This window comes from Paracoccus yibinensis (assembly GCF_030846195.1).
In the GTDB taxonomy this organism is placed as follows: domain Bacteria; phylum Pseudomonadota; class Alphaproteobacteria; order Rhodobacterales; family Rhodobacteraceae; genus Paracoccus; species Paracoccus yibinensis.
Map to the genome: position 1 here is coordinate 394,397 of NZ_JAVCWH010000001.1, position 20,097 is coordinate 414,493.

Below are 20,097 nucleotides of genomic sequence, written 5' to 3' on the forward strand. Positions count from 1 at the left end.
CGTTACGCGGCGGGAATGCCGCGTTCCTTGCATTCGCGCAAGGTGTCTTCCGTTTCCATCACACGCAAACCCATCGGCCTTTGATCCGACAGCGTGAACGCGGCCCCGATCGTCAGCTTGCCATCCCGCGTGTCCTGCAGCGTGCGCACATGGCGGCCATATGCCTCGCCATTCCGCTTGGCCCAACCGGCCAGCGCGCAGGTGGCATACGAGAAGGCGATATCCGCGTCCACCCCCTTGCGCAGATTTGCCGTCACCTCGACAAGATCGCCAGCTCCCTTGGGATCAAGGGGCGCCACGCGGGCACCCAGGAAATCCTCGGGATCAAGTTCGGTGCCCTCGGCCCAAGTCGGCAGCGCGGGCTGGGTCCGGGCCGCGAATTCCTCAAGCGCCTTTTCCTGCGCGGTCTGACGCGGGGGCAGGTCTGCGGCAACCATCCCGCCCAGGTCCAGGTCCAGATTCGCGTTCAGCGCCATCAGGTCGGCCTCGGTCACGGCGAAAGCGTCCTGCCCTTGGGGGCTGTCCAGCGCCATCGTCGTCACTGTGCCATCGGGTTCCAGAATCAGGATCTCACCCGACTTGGTCGAGATTCGGGCCAGCGTCAGGGGTGCCTTGCCTGGCGCGGCGCCGGGGGTCGCGACCCTGGCGGTCATCGTCGCGGGCTTGGCCGGGGGGCGGTCGCCGCCAGCGCCGCCCGCGCAGCCGGACAGGATCGCAGCACCGGCAAGGGCTGCGATCGCGATCCGCGGCGGGCAGGACGCTGGCCGCATGATCGTCACTCGGCTGCCATGGCGGGCGATGCCTTGCGGGCCGCGGCCATCTGCGACAGTTCGCCCATCAGGGGCGACGACCGGGCGATCGGATTTGTCAGGTAGAAATCCTTGATCGCATAGCGGAACGTCGCGCGACCCAGATCCAGCCGATCCAGGGGGCGCCATTCGTTTTCCGGCACCTGGTCGATCATCGCCAGATGCGGCACGGCCTGCACCATCGCCCGGCGCAGTTGCGTCAGACTGTCCCAAGGCAGAGGCTGGCCCAATTCGGCGGACAAAGCACGGAGGATCGCCCAGTTTTCCTTTGCCTCGCCGGGCGCAAAGTTCGCGCGCAGCGCCAGCTGAGGACGCCCCTCGGTGTTCACGAACAGGCCGTTTTCTTCCGTATAGCAGGCCGCGGGCAGGATGATGTCTGCCCGGTGCGCGCCACGGTCGCCATGGCTGCCCTGGTAGATCACGAAGGCACCCGGAGCCACGTCCACCTCGTCCGCGCCGAGGTTATAGATCACCTCGGCCCCGTCGATGGCCGCAGCCATGCCGCCCTCGGTCACGGCGCCCACATCCATCGCACCGACGCGCGAGGCGGCGCTGTGCAGGACCAGCAGCTTGCAGTCGTCCAACTCGCAGATGCGCATGGCATTGGCCAGCACGGCCTCTCCATCCGCCTCGGTCAGGGCACCCTGCCCCACGATCACGATGCCCGGCGTGCCCGCGGTCGACTTCAGGTCGTCCTTGACCAGGTGCGACAGCGCGGCGCGGTCGTTGCCGTGGTGGTGATAGTCATAGGTCAGATCGACCGGATCGCCGATCAGCGCGATCTGCGCGCCATGCGCCCAGGCCTTGCGGATGCGGGCGTTCAGGACAGGCGCTTCGTCACGCGGGTTGGTGCCGATCAGCAGGATGCGTTTCGCGCTGTCGATATCCGCGATCGTCGCGTTGCCGACATAGGCGCCCCGGTTGCTTGCAGGCAGCCGTGCGCCATCGGTGCGGCATTCGACGCTGCCGCCCAGTCCCTCGACCAACTGCTTGAGGCTGAAGGCAGCCTCGACCGGGGCCAGATCGCCAACCAGACCCGCGACCTTGCGGCCCTTCATCGCAACGGCCGCAGCCGACAGGGCCTCGCCCCAGGTGGCCGGGCGCAGCTTGCCGTTCTCACGGATATAGGGCTTGTCCAGCCGCTGGCGGCGCAGCCCGTCCCAGACATAGCGGGTCTTGTCGCTGATCCATTCCTCGTTCACGTCGTCATGGTTGCGCGGCAGGATGCGCATGACCTCGCGCCCCTTTACGTCCACGCGGATATTGCTGCCAAGCGCGTCCATCACGTCGATGGTTTCAGTCTTGCCAAGCTCCCAGGGCCGCGCACGGAAGGCATAGGGGCGGCTGACCAGAGCGCCCACCGGGCACAGATCCACGATGTTGCCCTGCAGGTTCGAGGCCAGCGTCTCGTTCAGATAGCTGGTGATCTCGCTGTCCTCGCCGCGCCCGGTCTGGCCCATCTGGCTGATGCCCGCGACCTCGGTGGTAAAGCGCACGCAGCGTGTGCAGCTGATACAGCGGGTCATGTGGGTCTCGACCAGTGGGCCCAGATTCAGCTCCTCGGCCGCACGCTTGGGTTCGCGATAGCGGCTGAAGTCTACGCCGTAAGCCATTGCCTGGTCTTGCAGATCGCATTCGCCGCCCTGGTCGCAGATCGGGCAGTCCAGCGGATGGTTGATCAGCAGGAACTCCATCACGCCCTCGCGGGCCTTCTTGACCATGGGGCTGTTGGTGCGGATTTCAGAAGGCGCGCCGTCGGGGCCGGGGCGCAGATCCTTGACCTGCATGGCACAGGACGCGGCAGGCTTGGGGGGACCGCCCACGACCTCGACCAGGCACATCCGGCAGTTGCCGGCGATCGACAGCCGTTCGTGGTAGCAGAAGCGCGGGATTTCGATCCCCGCCATTTCGCAGGCCTGGATCAGGGTCAGGTTGGGATCGACCGCGATCTCGGTCCCGTCAATCTTGATTGTCCGCAAGTCGGCCATCGGTTTCTTCCTTACCTGGCAACCAGAAGCGATCCGGCGATCGTCTTCCGTTCTATCTCTTGCCGCCCCAGGCGGCAGAATGTCTCGGGCTGGCCGTTCACCACCCCGTTGGCGACCATGTAGCGGTCGGCCTGTGCGTAAATGCGGCGGCGCTCCTCGCGGCTGTCGAGAAACGCGTCGATCTGCGCCTCGCTGTAGCCCTGTTCCAGGGCATAGCGTTTCAGCTTGCGCGCCTCGGAAAAGGCCTTGATGATCCGCGCGTCCAGATCGGGACAGCCCCGGCGCAGCAGATCGGCCACCCGCGCCTGCACCAGGCTGTCGTTGACGTGGCGTTCCTGCGACAGGGGCGGAAGGGCGGCGGCGGGGCTGGCCGGCGCAGCCGCAAGGGACAGCGCCACAAGCGCCGCCCTTGCCAAGCCGCGATATGCCGCCCTGCCCGTCATTCCGCAGCCATCGCCCCCATGCGGCCGGTGCGCTTGGCCTTGATGCGGTCCTCGATCTCCTCGCGGAAATTGCGGATCAGGCCCTGGATCGGCCAGGCGGCGGCGTCGCCAAGCGCGCAGATGGTGTGGCCCTCGACCTGCTTGGTCACGTCCAGCAGCATGTCGATTTCCTCGACCTCGGCATCGCCGCGCACCAGGCGTTCCATCACCCGCATCATCCAGCCGGTGCCTTCGCGGCAGGGCGTGCATTGCCCGCAGCTTTCGTGCTTGAAGAACTTGGACAGCCGCCAGATCGCCTTGATGATGTCGGTCTGCTGGTCCATCACGATCATGCAGGCGGTGCCGAAGGAGGACCGCAGTTCCCGCATCCCATCATAGTCCATGATGGCGTTTTCGCACTGTTCCGCCGTCAGCACCGGACAGGACGCCCCGCCGGGGATCACCGCCTTGAGGTTCTTCCAGCCGCCGCGCACGCCGCCGCCATGCTTTTCGATCAGCTCGCGCATCGGGATCGACATGGCTTCCTCGACCACGCAGGGCGTGTTTAGGTGTCCGGTCAGGCCGAACAGCTTGACGCCTGCGTTGTTCGGACGGCCAAAGCCCGCGAACCATTCAGGCCCGCGCCGCAGGACCGTGGGCACCACGGCGATGGATTCGACGTTGTTCACAGTGGTCGGGCAGCCGTAAAGACCCGCGCCCGCCGGGAACGGCGGCTTCATGCGGGGCATCCCTTTCTTGCCTTCCAGGCTTTCCAGCAGCGCCGTTTCCTCGCCGCAGATATAGGCGCCGGCGCCGTGGTGCAGGTAAAGGTCGAAGTCCCAACCCGACCCGGCCGCGTTCGCGCCCAGCAGCCCGGCGTCATAGCATTCGTCGATGGCGGCCTGCAGGGCTTCCTTCTCGCGGATGAACTCGCCGCGGATATAGATATAGGCCGCGTGCGCGCCCATGGCGAAGCTGGCGATCAGCGCGCCTTCGATCAGCGTGTGCGGATCGTGGCGCATGATCTCGCGGTCCTTGCAGGTCGCGGGTTCGGACTCGTCGGCGTTGATCACCAGATAGGACGGGCGGCCGTCGGATTCCTTGGGCATGAAGGACCACTTGAGACCCGTCGGGAAGCCCGCCCCACCCCGGCCGCGCAGCCCGGATGCCTTCACCTGTTCCACGATCTTGTCGCGGCCACGGGCGATGATCTCGGCCGTGCCGTCCCAGTGGCCGCGCTTGCGTGCGCCCGCCAGGCTACGGTCGCCCATCCCGTAGAGGTTGGTAAAAATGCGATCCTGATCTTTCAGCATCCTGTTCTCAATCCTCTCATCCGGGCGTCAGGACTTCCTGCGCCGCCAGATACGCCAGGTCACGATCAGCGACCAGACAAAAGCTCCGATGGCGGCCAGATCCGCCAGATAGGCCCATTTTCCGGCCCAGTCGTAATAACTGCCAAGCGCCTGAACCAGCAGCCACAGGCCCATGGCGCCGGCGATCACAAGGGCCGCCAGCCGCATCTGGCCCGCATCACGATCCTGCCCTGTTCCGCGCATCGCCTTCCCCGTGGCCTATCGGTCCGTCGTCTCGTCCTTCTGCTCCGCTTCCTCGATCCCCCGGATCCCGGCGGGATTGCGGTCCGAAACAGGACGCGCTGCGGACGCGGCCTGCGCCTCCTGCGCGGTTATGCCGGTCGCATCCACCGGCACACCTTCCGAGGGGCGCGGTTCGGCTTCCGGGGCGGTATCGACGCCGGTCTGGTCGTCCACGGCAGCCTCGGGGTTGCGCAGCCATTTGGTCAGGATCGGCACCTCGGTCCCGTCGATGCGCTTGACGGTCTCGCCAATGTCGCGCGCCAGGGCTGCGCTGGCGTTCAGACTGTCGCCCTGCCCCTTCAGATGGGCAAGCGCGATCGGACCGCCCAGCGGCTCGGACGAAAAGCGGCCGTTCTGCGGCCCCGGCAGCGGCACCTGGCCGGCCGAGAAGGCGTCGATCAGTTCTTCCAGCCTGGCCGGGGTCAGATCCTCGTAATAGTCCTTGCCGATCTGGGCCATGGGCGCATTGGTGCAGGCGCCCAGGCACTCGACCTCTTCCCAGCTGAACTTTCCGTCGGCGGACAGGGTATGCGGCGCCGGCGCGATCTTGCGCTTGCAGACGGCGATCAGGTCCTCGGCCCCGCAGATCATGCAGGTGGTGGTGCCGCAGATCTGGATATTGGCAACGGACCCAACGGGTTGAAGCTGGAACATGAAGTAGAATGTCGCGACTTCCAGCGCCCGGATATAGGGCATGCCCAGCAGTTCGGCGCAGTATTCTATGGCAGGCCGGGACAGCCAGCCTTCCTGTTCCTGCGCGCGCCACAGGACCGGAATGATCGCCGATTGCTGGCGGCCTTCCGGGTATTTGGACATCTGGGCATAGGCCCACTCCAGGTTGGCAGGCGTGAATGCGAAGCTGTCCGGCTGAACCGGCGAAAGACGGCGGAGCATCAGCGGTCAACCTCTCCGAACACGATGTCAAGGGTGGCGATCAGGGCGGGCACATCGGCCAGAAGATGGCCTTTGGCCAGGAAGTCCATGGCCTGAAGATGCCCGAAGCCAGGCGCGCGCAGCTTGGCGCGATAAGGTTTGTTGGTGCCGTCGCTTACCAGATAGACGCCGAATTCGCCCTTGGGGGCCTCGACTGCTGCATAAACCTCGCCTGCCGGAACCCGGAAGCCTTCGGTATAAAGCTTGAAGTGATGAATCAGGCTTTCCATGTCGCGCTTCATCTCTCCGCGGCGGGGCGGGGTCAGCTTGCCGCGCGCCAGCACGTCGCCTGCGGGTTCCGCCCGCAGCTTCTGGATGGCCTGCTTCATGATCCTGGTCGATTCCCGCATTTCCTGCATGCGGATCAGATAGCGGTCGTAGCTGTCGCCATTCCGGCCGACCGGTATCTTGAAATCGAATTCGCTATAGCACTCGTAGGGCTGCGACCGTCGCAAGTCCCAGGCCAGGCCCGAACCGCGCGCCATCACCCCGGAAAAGCCCCAGTCCAGCGCATCCTGTTCGGTGGCGACGCCGATGCCAACCAGACGCTGCTTGAAGATCCGGTTTTCGGTCAGCAGGGTATCCAGGTCATCCAGAAGCTTCGGGAACCGGTCGCACCAGGCATCGAGGTCGTCGATCAGGTCCGGCGGCAGGTCCTGGTGAACACCGCCCGGCCGGAAGTAGTTGGCGTGCAGACGCGACCCGCTGGCGCGTTCATAGAAGATCATCAGATCCTCACGCGCCTCGAAGCCCCACAAGGGCGGCGTCAGGGCGCCCACGTCCATTGCTCCCGTGGTCACGCCAAGCAGATGGTTCAGGATCCGGCCGATCTCGGCATACAGGACCCGGATCAGGCTGGCACGGCGCGGCACGACCGTGCCGGTCAGGCGCTCGATCACCAGGCACCAGGCATGTTCCTGGTTCATGGGCGAGACATAGTCCAGCCGGTCGAAATAGGGCAGATTCTGCAGGTAGGTCCTGCTTTCCATCAGCTTTTCGGTCCCGCGATGCAGCAGACCGATATGCGGGTCGGCGCGTTCCACCACCTCGCCGTCCAGTTCCAGCACCATGCGCAGCACGCCATGCGCCGCCGGGTGCTGGGGACCGAAGTTGATGTTGAAGTTGCGGATCTTCTGTTCGCCCACCAGGGTGTCGGCGGAACCGTCGTCGTATTGGTTGGTGCGGATATCGCCGTCCATGGCCTTACCCCTTGGTCTTTTCGTCGCCGGGCAGCACGTATTTCGCGCCTTCCCACGGCGAAAGGAAATCGAACTGGCGGTATTCCTGCGTCAGACGCACGGGTTCGTAGATCACGCGCTTTTCGGATTCGTCATAGCGAACCTCGACATAGCCGGTGGTCGGGAAGTCCTTGCGCAAGGGAAAGCCGCTGAAGCCGTAATCGGTCAGGATCCGGCGCAGGTCCGGGTGGCCCGAGAACAGGATCCCGAACATGTCGAACGTCTCGCGCTCCAGCCAGTTGGCGCAGGGATGGATGCGCGTGATCGACGGGACGACCTCATCCTCGCGGATGGCGACCTTCACGCGGATCCGCTGGTTCTGATACATGGACAGCAGGTGCCATACCACGTCGAAACGCTGCGGCCGTTCGGGGTGATCGACGGCGGTGATGTCTATCAGCGTCGAGAAACGGCAGCTGCTGTCGGTGCGCAGGAACTCGATCAAATCCACGATGCTGGACAGCGTCGAGGTCACGGTCAGCTCGCCGAAGGCGACGGTCGCATCCAGAACCTGGTCCCCGCAGCGCAGGCGAAGATGTTCGGCCAGCTGTTCCAGCGCGTCGATGTCGGGATAGACGGCCATGACTTACCTCACCAGCGTGCCGGTGCGCCGGATCCGGCGCTGGAGTTGCAGGATGCCATAGAGCAGAGCCTCGGCCGTCGGCGGGCAGCCGGGGACATAGATGTCCACGGGCACGATCCGGTCCACGCCGCGCACCACCGAATAGCTGTAATGGTAATAGCCGCCGCCATTGGCGCAGCTTCCCATGCTGATGACATAGCGCGGCTCGGGCATCTGGTCATAGACCTTGCGGACAGCGGGGGCCATCTTGTTGGTCACGGTGCCCGCGACGATCATCAGGTCCGACTGGCGCGGGGACGCGCGCGGCGCCGTGCCGAAGCGTTCCACGTCATAGCGCGGCATCGAGGTATGCATCATCTCGACCGCGCAGCAGGCCAGCCCGAACGTCATCCAGTGCAGCGAGCCGTTGCGCGCCCAGTTGATGACGTCTTCGGTTCTGGTCAGCAGGAAACCCTTGTCCTGCAATTCCTGGTTCAGCGCGGCAGTCGCGACCTCGCGGTCGGGACCGGCGGTATTCGCTCCGGTCATCACGCCCATTCAAGCGCACCTTTCTTCCATTCATAGGCAAAGCCCACGGTCAGCACGGCCAGAAACACCATCATCGACCAGAAGGCCACGTCCGACAGGCCTGCGAAGCTGACCGCCCAGGGGAACAGGAAGGCCACTTCAAGGTCGAAGATGATGAACAGGATCGACACCAGATAGAAGCGCACGTCGAACTTCATCCGCGCGTCGTCGAAGGCGTTGAAGCCGCATTCATAGGCGCTGACCTTTTCCGGGTCAGGATTGCGCACGGCAACGACCACGGCCGCAAGGATCAGGATCAGTGCCAGCGCCGACGCCATTCCCGCAAAGACGAGGATCGGCAGATAGTCCTGGAGCAAGGTTTCCACGGGCAAGTTTCCCTTGTCGGCCGCGGAAAAGCTGTGGCTGCCCGCGACGGGTTAGCTGTGCGTCCGTTTAGACCTGTGGGCCAGCGGGGTCAACGGGCGGCAAACCCTGGCGCAGGTGCAATTCGCGGCGCTTCAACATTGGCTGCAAGGCGATGCGGAAAGTTGCTTTCCGATCGTCTGTCGCTCAGATGGTTCCGGGCAGCGCCGGTTTCAAGACGCCCGAACACCGCGACGGGGGCCCCAATCCACAAAAAAGGCAGCCCCTGGAGGCTGCCCTTGGTCGCACAATGGGATGGGACCGTTACATCCCCGCAGCCTGGCAATCGGCCAGGGTGATGATCTCCATGTTGATCGTGCCCGAGAACTGGTCGGCATCCTGGTTGCCTTCCAGACCGGTCGTCGCCGTGGCCGAGTTGTCGGATGCCGTAGCGGCCATGGCCGGATCGCGCGAGTCGTCGTCCTGGTTGCCTTCGTTGCCCGTGGTGGGTTGCGCGGCATCCATGGTGCCGGCATCCGTGTCGGGGCCGGTGCCGGACACCGAATCGTCGTCCGCATTGCCGGAATTGCCCGCATCGCCGCCGGACTCGGTCGCGCTGGTGGCCTGATCATCCGAACCCATGGCCAGGGTCCGGCAATGTTCGGCGACGGCGGCCATGTCGGCTTCGCTGACTTCCTGCGTTCCGACCATCGTCTGCGCGAAGGCGGTGGACCCGAAGCCAAGGGCGGCGGCGATCGCCAGCGGTGCGGTAAGAGATTTGATAGACATACCTTCCTCCGTTACGTTTCAAAAGGGTTCATTGGTGAACGAACCCCTTGACGAACAACTTGTTCCGTCCGCCGCCCTACACGACATCGTTGACAACACGGGCCGAACCAGGATGGCGCATGAGGCATTTCAGTTCTTCGGGCGCGTCCCGGACCACATGTCCATGCCGTGCCGGCCGGACTTGCCAAACCTCCGTCTATCCAACAAACAGCGCTGGGCCTTGGCCTTGTGTCGTGGAATGCGCCGGAGCAGATGATGGAAGATCCCAAGCTTGCGAAAACCGCCCTGATCGTCCTGGGGATGCATCGGTCGGGCACCTCGGCGCTGGCGGGGGTCGTGGGCCATCTTGGGGCGGCGCTGCCACAGGATCTGATGGCCGGGACCGAGATGAACGCCAAGGGGTTCTTCGAATCGAACCGCATCATGAAATTGAACGACAGGCTGCTGGATGCAGCGGGCACCACCTGGTGGGATCCGCGCCGCTTTCCAGACGAGTGGCTTGAAGGCGACGGGGCCGAACCCTTCCTGGCCGAAGCGGTGGAAACCCTGACCCTGGACTACGGCGAGGCGCCGGTCTTCGTCATGAAGGATCCGCGCGTCTGCCGGCTGATGCCCTTCTGGCAGAAGGCGCTGTCACGCTTCGGGGCGCGGCCGCTGATCATCCACACGCACCGCCCGCCCCTGGACGTCGCCCCCTCGCTGACCCGCTGGACAGGCTATGACGCGGAATACGGGCTGCTTCTGTGGGAACGGCATGTCCTTGACGCCGAGGCCGAAAGCCGCGGCCTGCCCCGGGCCTTTACCTGCTACGAGGCGCTTCTGACGGACTGGCGTTCCGAGATGACCCGCGTCGCGCAGGTGCTGGACTTTGCCTGGCCCTGCCCCCCTGACACGGTTCAGTCGGGGGTTGACGATTTCCTCAGCCGCGACTTGCAGCATTTCCATGATCGTGACCGTACCAAGGCTGCCGGCGACGTGCCGCCCTTGCTGACGGAAACGCTTGCCATCATGGACCGCTGGGCGCGGGACGGCGAGGTCCGCGAAGATCACGCAAGGCTGGACAGGATGCGCGCCGCCCTGGATCAGGTCGGCCCCCTGTATGACGCCCTGGCACGGAAATCCGTGTTGCGCGCAAAAGAGGTGACAAGCCTTCAAGGGAAACTGGACGACCTTGGCGGTCACCTGGATCGCAACAGGGCGGAATTCGACGACCTGAATGCGCGCCACAGCACCCTGGTGGAACGCCACCAGACAGCCGAACAGCAGTTGAAGGAATTCGCTGACCTGCAGGCCCGGGAACAGGCGGAACGACAGGAACTGTCGGTCGCGATGAAGGACCCCACCGTGGCGTCGCTGCGCATCGTGGACCTGATCGCCAAGGTGCAGGAGGCCTCTGCCGTCGCGCTGCAGGAAAGGGCAAGGGCGGACATCCTGTCAGCCGAACTGGCCGTCACCGTCAGGGCGCGCGACAGCCTGATAGCGGACTCGAGCCGTCTCTCGGCGGAAGGCGCGCGCCTTGCGGCTGACCTGGCAGCGGCGCGGCAGGCCGAACAGACGTTGCGTGCCGAGCGGGACGGCCTGGCGGTGAATTGCCAGCGGCTGACGACCGAACGCGACCAGGCCCGTGCCGAGACAAGCCAATGCGAGGCGGCGTTCCTGGCCAGCACATCGTGGCGGGTGACGGCACCGCTTCGGTTCGTGTCCCGGCTGGTCGGGCGCGGCAGACAGGCGTCCTGACCTTCGATCCGCACATGGCGACCATGCGTTGCACTGAACCCGCGAAGCGGTTATTTCTGCCGCAACCGCGACCGAAAGGACATGCCTTGCGCGATCTTCGGATTCCCGACCAGAGACACCCGGAAAAGGCCCACAGGCCCGATCAGGAACAGCCCAAGAAGCCTGCCTGGATCCGCGTGAAGGCGCCGACCTCGGACGGCTACAAGCGCACCCGCGACATCATGAAGGACAACCGCCTGTCCACCGTGTGCGAGGAAGCCGGCTGCCCGAACGTGGGCGAATGCTGGTCGCAGGGCCACGCCACCATGATGATCATGGGGGAAATCTGCACGCGCGGCTGCACCTTCTGCAACGTCGCGACCGGCAAGCCCAACGCCCTTGACGTGTTCGAACCCGGCCGCGTTGCCCATGCCGTGCAAAAGCTGGGCTTGAAGCATGTGGTCATCACCTCCGTGGACCGCGACGACTTGGACGACGGCGGCGCGGATCACTTCGCCCAGACCATCCGCGCCATCCGCCACCGCAGTCCCGATTCGACTATCGAGGTGCTGGTCCCCGACTTCTTGAAATCGAAGCCAGGTTCGGTTGAGATCGTGGTCGAGGCGCGGCCCGATGTCTTCAACCACAACCTGGAAACGGTGCCTGCGCTCTATCCCACGGTCCGGCCCGGCGCGCGTTATTTCCATTCGCTGCGGCTGTTGCAGAAGGTGAAGGAACTGGACCCTGCGATGTTCACCAAGTCGGGCATCATGGTGGGCCTGGGCGAGGATCGGGGCAGCGTCTTGCAGGTCATGGACGACATGCGCGCCGCCGACATCGACTTCATGACCATCGGCCAGTATCTGCAACCGACGCCCAAACATCACCGCGTGGACCGCTTCGTCACGCCCGAGGAGTTCGCGGGCTATGAAAAGGCTGCCTACGGCAAGGGCTTCCTGATGGTTTCGGCCACGCCGCTGACCCGGTCGTCCTATCACGCCGGCGACGACTTCGCCCGGCTGCGCGCCGCGCGCTTGCAGAAGCTGGGCCGCGCCTGACCCCCTTGCAAAGACGCCTGCCTCGCGCTAGGGCAGGCACAGAAGGCCCGAGTGACGGAATGGTAGACGTAGCGGATTCAAAATCCGCCGCCGCAAGGCATGTCGGTTCGAGTCCGACCTCGGGTACCAGCCTTTCCTGACATGATACCCAAAGGCCCTCCGGCCAGCCGCTAATGCGTGCTGGCCTTGTTGCGGATGCGGGCGTTGCGAGCCCACATGTTCAGCGCCTCGACAATGGCCGAGAAGGCCATCGCGGCATAGACATAGCCCTTCGGGACATGCACGCCGAAGCCCTCGGCGATCAGGGTGGTGCCGATCAGCAGCAGGAAGGACAGCGCCAGCATCACGATGGTGGGGTTCTTGCCGATGAAGGCCGCCAGCGGGTTCGCCGCAAGCAGCATCACGGTGACGGCCACGACGACGGACACGACCATGATTTCCACATGCGGCGTCATGCCCACGGCGGTGATGATGCTGTCGATGGAAAAAACCAGGTCCAACATCAGGATCTGCACGATGGCGCCTCCAAAGGTGATGCCGGCGACGCCCACCATCGTGTCCTCGTGATCGACAGGATCGACGTGGTGGTGGATTTCCTTGGTGGCCTTCCAGACCAGGAACAGACCGCCCGCAATCAAGATCATGTCCTTCCAGGACAGTTCATTCCCCAGAATCGTCACCACGGGCTGCGTCAGCTGCACGATCCAGGCGATCGTCGCCAGCAATCCCAGCCGCATGATCAGCGCCAGGCCGATGCCGATCTTGCGCGCGCGCTCACGCTGGCCGTGGGGCAGCTTGTTCGACAGGATCGAGATGAACAGCAGGTTGTCGATGCCCAGCACGATCTCCATCACCATAAGGGTGGCAAGCGCCACCCAGGCTTCGGGTTGCTGCATAAGGGCGATGATGTCCTGCATGGGCAAATTCCTGTAAAAAAGGGCCGTTGGTCAGGAAAGTCCGTCCTGCCCAAGTGGTTCCGTGTTTTCGCGTTGCGGCATCATGCTTGGCGGGCCATGGAGGCGCCGTCAAGCGGCCCTGCCCCGTCAGCCCGCCATCACCCGCTGGCCCGCCCCGGCCAGGGTGGCCGCCAGGTCGTCCAGCCAGCCGCCCGGCGGGGTCGAGGCGCGGCGCAGCAGCAGCACCTTTCGCGATGGCTGGGGGTCGGGAAACTCGACCACCGACAGGCCGGGGGCGGCCGCGCGTTCCTGGCGGAGGGCAAGCTGCGGCAGGAAGGTCAGCCCCATCCCCTGCGCCGCCAGCCGGCACAGCGTTGACAGCGAGGCCGCGCCCAGGTCCAGCCGCGCGCCACGGCGGCCAAGCCCGCAGACCTCCAGCGCCTGAGCGCCCAGGCAATGCCCTTCGTCCAGCAGCAGCAACTGGCCGGGATCCAGGTCGCGCGGCCCGGGCCGCAGCGCACTGACGCGGGCGATCTGGTCGGGGCTGCCCGCCAGCAGGAAGCGGTCGGTGAACAGCGGGGTCGCGGCCAGATCGGGGCTGTCGGGCGCGGTCGCCACCACGGCCACGTCCAGCCGCCCCTGGACCAGCTCCTCGACCAGCCGGTCGGTTTGCGCCTCGCGCAGGTGCAGGTCGCGGCCGATGTCCTGGGCGCGCAGGACCGGCAGCGCCTCGGGCAGCAGATAGGGGGCGACGGTGGGGATCATCCCCAGCATCAGCCGCCCGCCCTGCCCCGGCTGGCGCATCCCCTGCTCCAGCCCCGCCATCGCCGCCATCACCTTGCGGGCATGGGCCTCCAGCGCGCGGCCCTGCGGGGTCAGCAACACTCCCGCCGGGGTCCGTTCGACCAGGGGGGCGCCGACCTCCTCCTCCAGCGCGCGGATCTGCATGGAAAGCGCAGGCTGGGTGACGTTCATCACCTCGGCCGCGCGGGTGAAATGCGCCTGCTGGGCCAGCGCCAGGAAATAGCGCAACTGGCGAAGGGTGATGTTCATCAGGCATCCTTATCGGATTCATTGATTTATCCGATTTCCGTTTATGCCCCTGTTCGGTCAGAAACAACCCAACCCATTCTGCCCAACCCATTCTGAAGGAGCCAAGGCATGACCCAGGACACGTCCCGTCCCCGGATGACCACCACGGCCGGCGCGCCGATCGCGTCGAACCAGCACAGCGAGACCGCCGGCGACCGCGGCCCGGTGCTGATGCAGGATTACCAGCTTCTGGAAAAGCTGGCGCACCAGAACCGCGAACGCATCCCGGAACGCGTGGTTCATGCGAAAGGCTGGGGCGCCTTCGGCACCTTCACCGTGACCCATGACATTACGCGATACAGCTGCGCCTCGATCTTCGGGCAGGTCGGCAAGACCACCCCGATGCTGGCGCGGTTTTCCACCGTTGCGGGCGAGATGGGCGCGGCCGACCACGAGCGCGACGTGCGCGGATTCGCCCTGAAGTTCTATACCGACGAGGGCAACTGGGATCTGGTGGGCAACAACACGCCCGTGTTCTTTGTCCGCGACCCGCTGAAGTTCCCCGACTTCATCCACACGCAGAAGCGTCACCCGCGCACCAACCTGCGCAGCGCCACCGCCATGTGGGACTTCTGGGGCCAGGTGCCCGAATCGCTGCACCAGGTGACGATCCTGATGTCGGACCGGGGCCTTCCGCAGGATCCGACCTTCATGGACGGCTTCGGCAGCCACACCTATTCCTTCTGGAACACGGAGGGCGAGCGGTTCTGGGTCAAGTTCCACTTCAAGACCCGCCAGGGCCACCGCTTCTATACCAACGGCGAGGCCGCCGAGATCATCGGCCATACCCGCGAAGGCTATCAAGAGGCGCTGTTCGGCAAGATCGAGCGTGGCGAGTTCCCGCGCTGGACCATGTATGTCCAGATCATGCCGGAACTGGACGCCGAGAAGACGCCCTATGATCCCTTCGACCTGACCAAGGTCTGGCCGCACGGGGACTATCCGTTGATCGAGGTGGGCGAGTTCGAGCTGAACCGCAATGCCGACAACTATTTCGCCCAGATCGAGCAGGCGGCCTTCAGCCCGTCGAACAAGGTCCGCGGCATCGGCTACAGCCCCGACAAGATGCTGCAGGCCCGCGTCTTCAGCTATGCCGACGCGCATCGCTATCGCCTGGGCACGCATTACGAGCACCTGCCGGTAAACGCGCCGAAATGCCCGGTCCACCACTATCACAAGGATGGGCAGATGAACTTCTTTGGAGGGGTGACGGGCAGCACCGACGCCTATTACGAGCCGAACAGCCGTGGCGGCGCGGTCGAGGATCCGTCCTTCGCCGAACCCCCGCTGCGCCTGTCCGGCGTGGCCGCACGCCAGCCGCATCGGCAGATGATCGACGATTACGAACAGCCGCGCGCGCTGCATGACCGGGTGCTGAACGACGAGGAACGGGCGCGGCTCTACAAGAACATCGCCGCCGCCATGGAGGGTGCGGACGAAGACGTGCTCGAACGCGTTCTGGTCCATTTCGACCGGATCAGTCCGGCCTATGGCGCGGGGATCCGGGCGGCGCGTGCGGAAAAGGCGGCGCATCGCCACGCCGCCGAGTGATAGTCACGCAAGAAGAAAAGGGGGCGTCCGCGCCCCCTTTTTCGTCTCAGCCGATTAGCCGGGAACCGCTTCCATAGGTTTCCTCATAATGCCGTTCCAGCCGCATCAGCGCCAACCGCAGCACGATCTTGCCCGACCGTGCCGACCAGCCAAGGCGGCGCTCGGTCATCTCGATCCCTTCCAGGAAGCAGCAGACGCGCAGCACGATGTCGCCCATGCCGGGGCCAAGATCGCGCAGGGCCATCGCCACCCGGTCGCGCGCCGATTCCGATCCGCCGCGATAGCCCCCGCCGCTGCGGCTGACATCGATGCCCGATGTCATGAAGCCGGCCCAGTTCTGCGTGACGCGCGGACCCATCTGCGCCAGTTCGAAATCCTCGCGCAGGCGTTCGCCGGCGGCGACCATGCCGGGCGACAGGAAGGGCTTGCCGGCCCCATCACGACGGCGCGCCAGCAGAAGAAGCGGACTTTCGGCGATGTTGACGCGGGTGCGGCGACGGCGGCCATCCTCGGGGTCTTCGATGACGCGCTTTTCCCAGACCCGATGACGGTCGGCGTGATCGAAGGCGGCGGGCGCCTCGGCCATGCCGGGGGTATTGTCGTTGGCAACGGGGCTTGCGTCGGTGAAATCGGCGGGACCAGGGACGGCCTTGCGCTGCCGCGGGGAACGCAGCATCGCGCGCAGGGCATCCCGACCGGCAGGCGCGATCGCGTAACGCTGGACCCGCCCAGGGGCGGCAGAAGGCGTCACCCACCCCTTCAATGCCATCGTTTCGGCGATCCAGCGGTCAAGAACCGCCGTTCTGATATCGTCGCGGCTGATGATGGCCTTGTCCATCCCCTCGGCCGTGACCAGGACGGCCCCTGGTTCGGCCAGGCGCCGCAGCAGGCGCAGCGCCTGGCGTTCGTCCAGCTTGCGCGGGCTTTCGGCGATTTCGGTCAGGGCGCCGTCGATCAGGGGGTCGTCGCGCCGCGCCTCGAACCGGCGGATGCGCCGCAGGATGGTCGATGCGTGGCAGCCTTCGGACCGGGCCAGGGCGCGGATCGACTGGCCTCCCTCGACATGGCGCAGATAAAGCCGCGCATCATCCGGCAGGTCGCTGGCGGGGGTGTCTATGGCCTCGGTCGGCGAACGGTGCTCCGCGGCTAGGCTGTCGATGGCGAAATCACCGGTCAAAAGCGTCATGTCTTGTCCCTTGTCATCCTTAGGCAGCTTGAAGGAACCGAACTACCTTGGGTTGCGTTAAGCGTGGTTAATGGAACGGCTGATAATCAGCAGATAGCCGCAACATTCCCTAACAAACCCTAAAGATGCGTTGCCTCAGCGCACGCTGCGATAAAGCAGCAGGCAACACCCGTTAAAGTTGTGTGAAGCTGGTCGCACCAACTTGAATGGGACAGTTCTGAAATGAGCTACATGTCGAACGTGATCGCTTTCCGCCCCCGCCCCGTGGCCGAACCGCTGCGCCGACCGCGCTGCCTGATCCGCGCGGCGCGCGAAGGTCAGGCCGGATGGAAGCGCGACCGCGACCTGAAACGCCTGCTTCGCACCGACCACTGCCCCGCCCCCGGCGCTGCCCTGCCGCGTCTGCGGGCCGAAGAAGCCCTGCTGAACGATGCCCGTCTGCAACGCGCGGCGGAATACGACATGCACCGGCACGTTCTGCTGATGATCGCCATCCTTGCGGAAATGCGCGCCGCCGTCGCGGATGCCCCCATCGCGGTCAGGTCGGCCGCGCAGATGGGGGCAGCGCTGCTGGCGCAGGTCGGTGCTGCGATCAGCGGCCCCGGAACAGCGATCCCAGCACGCCCCTGACAATGGCCTGGCCGGATCTCGTGCCAAGCTGCCGTGCCAGACTTTTCCCGAAGGTTTCCACGATCGAATCGCTGCGGGACGATCGGGTGCGTCCCTCGTCCCGTGGCTCGTAACGGCGCGCGTTGCGGTATTCGTCCCGCGTCATGTCGAACAGCGCGTCGTTCTCTTTGGCCTTCGCTTCGGCCTGGGCGGCGGCCTTTGCGGCCTCCTCTGCCTTCCGGGCCAGCATCTCGTGCGCCGAAACTCGGTCAACGGCCTGGCCGTATTTCAGGCCCAGGGGGGACGCGTTCATTGTCTCGGCCCGCTCGGTATCGCTGATAGGACCAAGCCTGCTGAAGGGCGGGCGAATCAGCGTTCGCTGCACCACGCCCGGCACGCCCTTCGCCTCCAGAAGCGAAGTAACGGCCTCGCCGGTGCCGACGTTCTGGATGGCCTCCGCCGTGTCGAAATCAGGATTGGCGCGATAGTTCTGGGCCGCCATGCGCAGCGCCTTCTGGTCCTTGGCGGTAAAGGCGCGCAGCGCGTGCTGGATGCGGTTGCCAAGCTGTCCCAGGATCGCATCGGGAATATCGGTGGGATTCTGGCTGACGAACCAGATGCTGACCCCCTTCGACCGGATCAGGCGCGCAACCTGTTCGACTTTTTCGATCAACGCCTTCGGCGCATCGTCGAACAGCAGATGCGCCTCGTCGAAGAAGAATGCGATGCGCGGGCGGTCAGGGTCGCCAACCTCGGGCAGTTGCTCGAACAGTTCGGACAACAGCCACAACAGGAAGGTCGCATAAAGCCGGGGCGACTGCATCAGCCGGTCGGCGGCCAGGATGTTGATCATCCCCTTCCCCGAGGCATCCTGCCGCATAATGTCCGACAGTTCCAGCGCAGGTTCCCCGAACAGGCTGTCGCCGCCCTGGTTTTCCAGAACCAGCAAGGCCCTCTGGATCGCGCCCACACTGGCCGTGCTGACATTGCCATAGCGCAGCGACAGGTCGGCTGCGTTCTGGCCGACCCAGACCAGCATCGCCTGCAAGTCCTTCAGGTCCAGCAGCGCCAGGCCCTGTTCGTCAGCCACACGGAAGGCGATGTTCATCACCCCCTCCTGCGCGTCGGTCAAATCCATCAGGCGCGACAGCAGCAGCGGCCCCATTTCGGCCGGAGTGGTGCGGACAGGATGGCCGGCATTGCCCCAGATATCCCAGAAAGTCACCGGGAACGCCTGATACGCCAGGGGAATGCCGATCTGCGACGCCCGTTCGGAAAAGGCCTGGTGCAGCTTTCCATCCGCGCTGCCGGCGCGCGACAGGCCGGCCAGATCGCCCTTCACATCGGCCAGAAACACCGGGACGCCCGCCAGCGACAGCGACTCGGCCAGGGTTTGCAGGGTCACGGTCTTGCCGGTGCCGGTCGCGCCCGCGATCAGCCCATGGCGGTTGGCATATTTCAGCAGCAGGGTTTGCGGACTGGCATGGCCCGCGCCGCCGCCGCCCACGAACACCGCATTCGTCTGGCTGTCCACCACATCCGCCATTCCCGCCCCCGCCTGCTGTTGCGCCGCCGAGCGATGCGGCGTCCTGCGCGACAATACAATGTTAACCCATTCATGCCAGTATGAGAATCGTTCGGCATCAAGGTCGTCGATGCGTGAACCTTCCTCCCTGTTGGACTGCCGCGCCTTCGGGCGCGGCTTTTTTTTGTGATGGGCCCTGTGTCACGGAACTGTTGACTGATCACGACGGCGCGACTAGCGTGCGGATCAATGATGACCGGCCAGTCCGGCAGGGAGAGGGGCGCCATCAGGCGCTGGGGTCGTGGTTCATGCCGCGACCCTTTTATTTTTCCGTCTGCCGATGCAGGCAGTCCGTGTCCGGGGCAATCGCCGTAAGCCGGGTCAAGCCATGGTGAACGGGCTGTTCCTGTTGTCGCCTGACAAACCCTGCGGGACATGTTAGGCCCCCCCAACGCATTGAGCAAAGGGACGAAACAACCATGCCAATCAAACCTTCGCAGGCGGCCCTGGCGGCGCTCGCCTTGATCGCGGCCCCGGCCTTCGCGCAGGACAGCACCGCTCCGGCCGCGCCCGACACCCCGGCGGCCGAGGCTCCGGCGTCCCCGGCACCGGCCGCGGATGCCTCTGCAGCAGCCACCGACGCCCCTGCGGCGGATGCGCCCGCAACGGCGACGGATGCGCCTGCGGCCGAAAGCGCCCCGGCGGCCAATGCCGAACCGCAGGCCGGGCAGTATTACGTCAAGGAAACCCATCAGGACTGGACCACCCGTTGCCTGAAGGCCGAGCAGGGCAAGGATCCGTGCGAGCTGTATCAGTTGCTGAAGGACGGAGAAGGAAACTCGGTTGCCGAGATTACCATGATCCCGCTGCGCAACAGCGAGGTTGCGGCCGGGGCGACGCTGGTGGCACCGCTTGAAACCGATCTGGTCCAAGGCCTTGGCTTCGCGGTCGGCACGGCCGAGCCGCGCGGCTATCCCTTCAACTTCTGTGCCCCGGTCGGCTGCGTGTCCCGGATGGGCTTCACCCAGGCCGAACTTGACGCGTTGAAGCGCGGCGCGAATGCGACGGTGACGCTGCTGCCCTTCGGCGCCGACCGCGAAAACCCGGTGCGCCTGACCATGTCCCTGTCGGGCTTCACCGCAGCCTTTGACGCGCTGAACGCCTATGCCGAGGCCCCCGCCAACCAAGCCCCTGCCGCCGAGGCTCCGGCGGAAGAAGCGCCGGCCAACTGACCTGC

20 protein-coding genes and 1 tRNA gene are annotated in these 20,097 nt (G+C 65.3%); 6 read left to right on the top strand and 15 right to left on the bottom strand.

The window, feature by feature from the left end; translation table 11 throughout:
• Positions 1–2 precede the first annotated feature (2 nt).
• From RAH32_RS02045 to RAH32_RS02095, 11 genes are all read right to left on the bottom strand, one after another.
• Positions 3–770 carry a hypothetical protein gene (locus tag RAH32_RS02045; RefSeq protein ID WP_306604661.1) on the bottom strand — a complete coding sequence of 256 codons (768 nt, stop codon included), beginning with the start codon at positions 768–770 and terminating at the stop codon, positions 3–5.
• 5 nt (positions 771–775) lie between these two features.
• Entirely contained in the window at positions 776–2,797 is a 2,022-nt protein-coding gene (gene nuoG / locus RAH32_RS02050; RefSeq protein WP_306604663.1) for an NADH-quinone oxidoreductase subunit NuoG, read from the bottom strand.
• Between the two features lie 11 nt (positions 2,798–2,808).
• On the bottom strand, positions 2,809–3,240 hold the full coding sequence (locus RAH32_RS02055) for a DUF5333 domain-containing protein (RefSeq protein WP_306604664.1): 432 nt from the start codon (positions 3,238–3,240) through the stop codon (positions 2,809–2,811).
• A complete protein-coding gene (gene nuoF, locus RAH32_RS02060) occupies positions 3,237–4,532 on the bottom strand; it encodes an NADH-quinone oxidoreductase subunit NuoF (RefSeq protein ID WP_306604666.1) in 1,296 nt (431 codons plus the stop codon). Before nuoF ends, RAH32_RS02055 begins: the two co-directional genes overlap by 4 nt.
• Positions 4,533–4,559: 27 nt before the next feature.
• Positions 4,560–4,775 (bottom strand): DUF5337 domain-containing protein, encoded by a 216-nt coding sequence (locus tag RAH32_RS02065; protein WP_306604668.1) that lies wholly within the window; start codon positions 4,773–4,775, stop codon positions 4,560–4,562.
• Between the two features lie 15 nt (positions 4,776–4,790).
• Positions 4,791–5,708, bottom strand: a complete 918-nt coding sequence (nuoE, locus tag RAH32_RS02070) for an NADH-quinone oxidoreductase subunit NuoE (protein ID WP_306604669.1) — start codon at positions 5,706–5,708, stop codon at positions 4,791–4,793.
• Positions 5,708–6,946, bottom strand: a complete 1,239-nt coding sequence (locus tag RAH32_RS02075) for an NADH-quinone oxidoreductase subunit D (RefSeq protein WP_306604671.1) — start codon at positions 6,944–6,946, stop codon at positions 5,708–5,710. The genes nuoE and RAH32_RS02075 overlap by 1 nt, the downstream gene beginning before the upstream one ends.
• A gap of 4 nt (positions 6,947–6,950) precedes the next feature.
• Positions 6,951–7,568 (bottom strand): NADH-quinone oxidoreductase subunit C, encoded by a 618-nt coding sequence (locus RAH32_RS02080; protein ID WP_306604673.1) that lies wholly within the window; start codon positions 7,566–7,568, stop codon positions 6,951–6,953.
• 3 nt (positions 7,569–7,571) lie between these two features.
• Positions 7,572–8,105, bottom strand: coding sequence for a NuoB/complex I 20 kDa subunit family protein (locus tag RAH32_RS02085; RefSeq protein WP_306604675.1), 534 nt, complete (start codon positions 8,103–8,105; stop codon positions 7,572–7,574).
• On the bottom strand, positions 8,096–8,461 hold the full coding sequence (locus RAH32_RS02090) for an NADH-quinone oxidoreductase subunit A (protein ID WP_103173238.1): 366 nt from the start codon (positions 8,459–8,461) through the stop codon (positions 8,096–8,098). Before RAH32_RS02090 ends, RAH32_RS02085 begins: the two co-directional genes overlap by 10 nt.
• 301 nt (positions 8,462–8,762) lie before the next feature.
• The gene (locus tag RAH32_RS02095; protein ID WP_306604677.1) at positions 8,763–9,227 is read right to left on the bottom strand and encodes a hypothetical protein; all 465 of its coding nucleotides are present in this window, start codon (positions 9,225–9,227) and stop codon (positions 8,763–8,765) included.
• A gap of 252 nt (positions 9,228–9,479) precedes the next feature.
• Here RAH32_RS02095 and RAH32_RS02100 point away from each other — a divergent pair, with 252 nt between their 5' ends.
• From RAH32_RS02100 to RAH32_RS02110, 3 genes are all read left to right on the top strand, one after another.
• Positions 9,480–10,964, top strand: a complete 1,485-nt coding sequence (locus RAH32_RS02100; protein ID WP_306604679.1) for a hypothetical protein — start codon at positions 9,480–9,482, stop codon at positions 10,962–10,964.
• Positions 10,965–10,987: 23 nt separating this feature from the next.
• Positions 10,988–12,001 (top strand): lipoyl synthase, encoded by a 1,014-nt coding sequence (gene lipA / locus RAH32_RS02105; RefSeq protein ID WP_373429649.1) that lies wholly within the window; start codon positions 10,988–10,990, stop codon positions 11,999–12,001.
• A gap of 45 nt (positions 12,002–12,046) precedes the next feature.
• Positions 12,047–12,130, top strand: a tRNA-Leu gene (locus RAH32_RS02110).
• Between the two features lie 41 nt (positions 12,131–12,171).
• On the opposite strand, the gene RAH32_RS02115 is transcribed toward RAH32_RS02110, so the two are convergent.
• Together RAH32_RS02115 and RAH32_RS02120 are read right to left on the bottom strand one after the other, a co-directional pair.
• Entirely contained in the window at positions 12,172–12,918 is a 747-nt protein-coding gene (locus RAH32_RS02115; RefSeq protein ID WP_306604684.1) for a TerC family protein, read from the bottom strand.
• Between the two features lie 126 nt (positions 12,919–13,044).
• Complete coding sequence (locus tag RAH32_RS02120; protein WP_306604685.1) at positions 13,045–13,950, bottom strand: hydrogen peroxide-inducible genes activator; 906 nt, start codon at positions 13,948–13,950, stop codon at positions 13,045–13,047.
• Positions 13,951–14,058: 108 nt separating this feature from the next.
• Here RAH32_RS02120 and RAH32_RS02125 point away from each other — a divergent pair, with 108 nt between their 5' ends.
• Positions 14,059–15,540, top strand: coding sequence for a catalase (locus tag RAH32_RS02125; RefSeq protein WP_306604687.1), 1,482 nt, complete (start codon positions 14,059–14,061; stop codon positions 15,538–15,540).
• Between the two features lie 46 nt (positions 15,541–15,586).
• Here the strand turns inward: RAH32_RS02125 and RAH32_RS02130 are convergent, their stop codons facing one another.
• Entirely contained in the window at positions 15,587–16,726 is a 1,140-nt protein-coding gene (locus RAH32_RS02130) for a DUF6456 domain-containing protein (RefSeq protein WP_306604689.1), read from the bottom strand.
• Positions 16,727–16,957: 231 nt separating this feature from the next.
• On the opposite strand from RAH32_RS02130, the gene RAH32_RS02135 reads away from it, so the two are divergent.
• Complete coding sequence (locus RAH32_RS02135) at positions 16,958–17,356, top strand: DUF6477 family protein (protein WP_306604692.1); 399 nt, start codon at positions 16,958–16,960, stop codon at positions 17,354–17,356.
• On the opposite strand, the gene RAH32_RS02140 is transcribed toward RAH32_RS02135, so the two are convergent.
• A complete protein-coding gene (locus tag RAH32_RS02140; RefSeq protein WP_306604694.1) occupies positions 17,319–18,881 on the bottom strand; it encodes a helicase HerA-like domain-containing protein in 1,563 nt (520 codons plus the stop codon). The genes RAH32_RS02135 and RAH32_RS02140 overlap by 38 nt on opposite strands.
• A gap of 458 nt (positions 18,882–19,339) precedes the next feature.
• Here RAH32_RS02140 and RAH32_RS02145 point away from each other — a divergent pair, with 458 nt between their 5' ends.
• Positions 19,340–20,092, top strand: coding sequence for an invasion associated locus B family protein (locus RAH32_RS02145; protein WP_306604696.1), 753 nt, complete (start codon positions 19,340–19,342; stop codon positions 20,090–20,092).
• Positions 20,093–20,097: the final 5 nt, after the last annotated feature.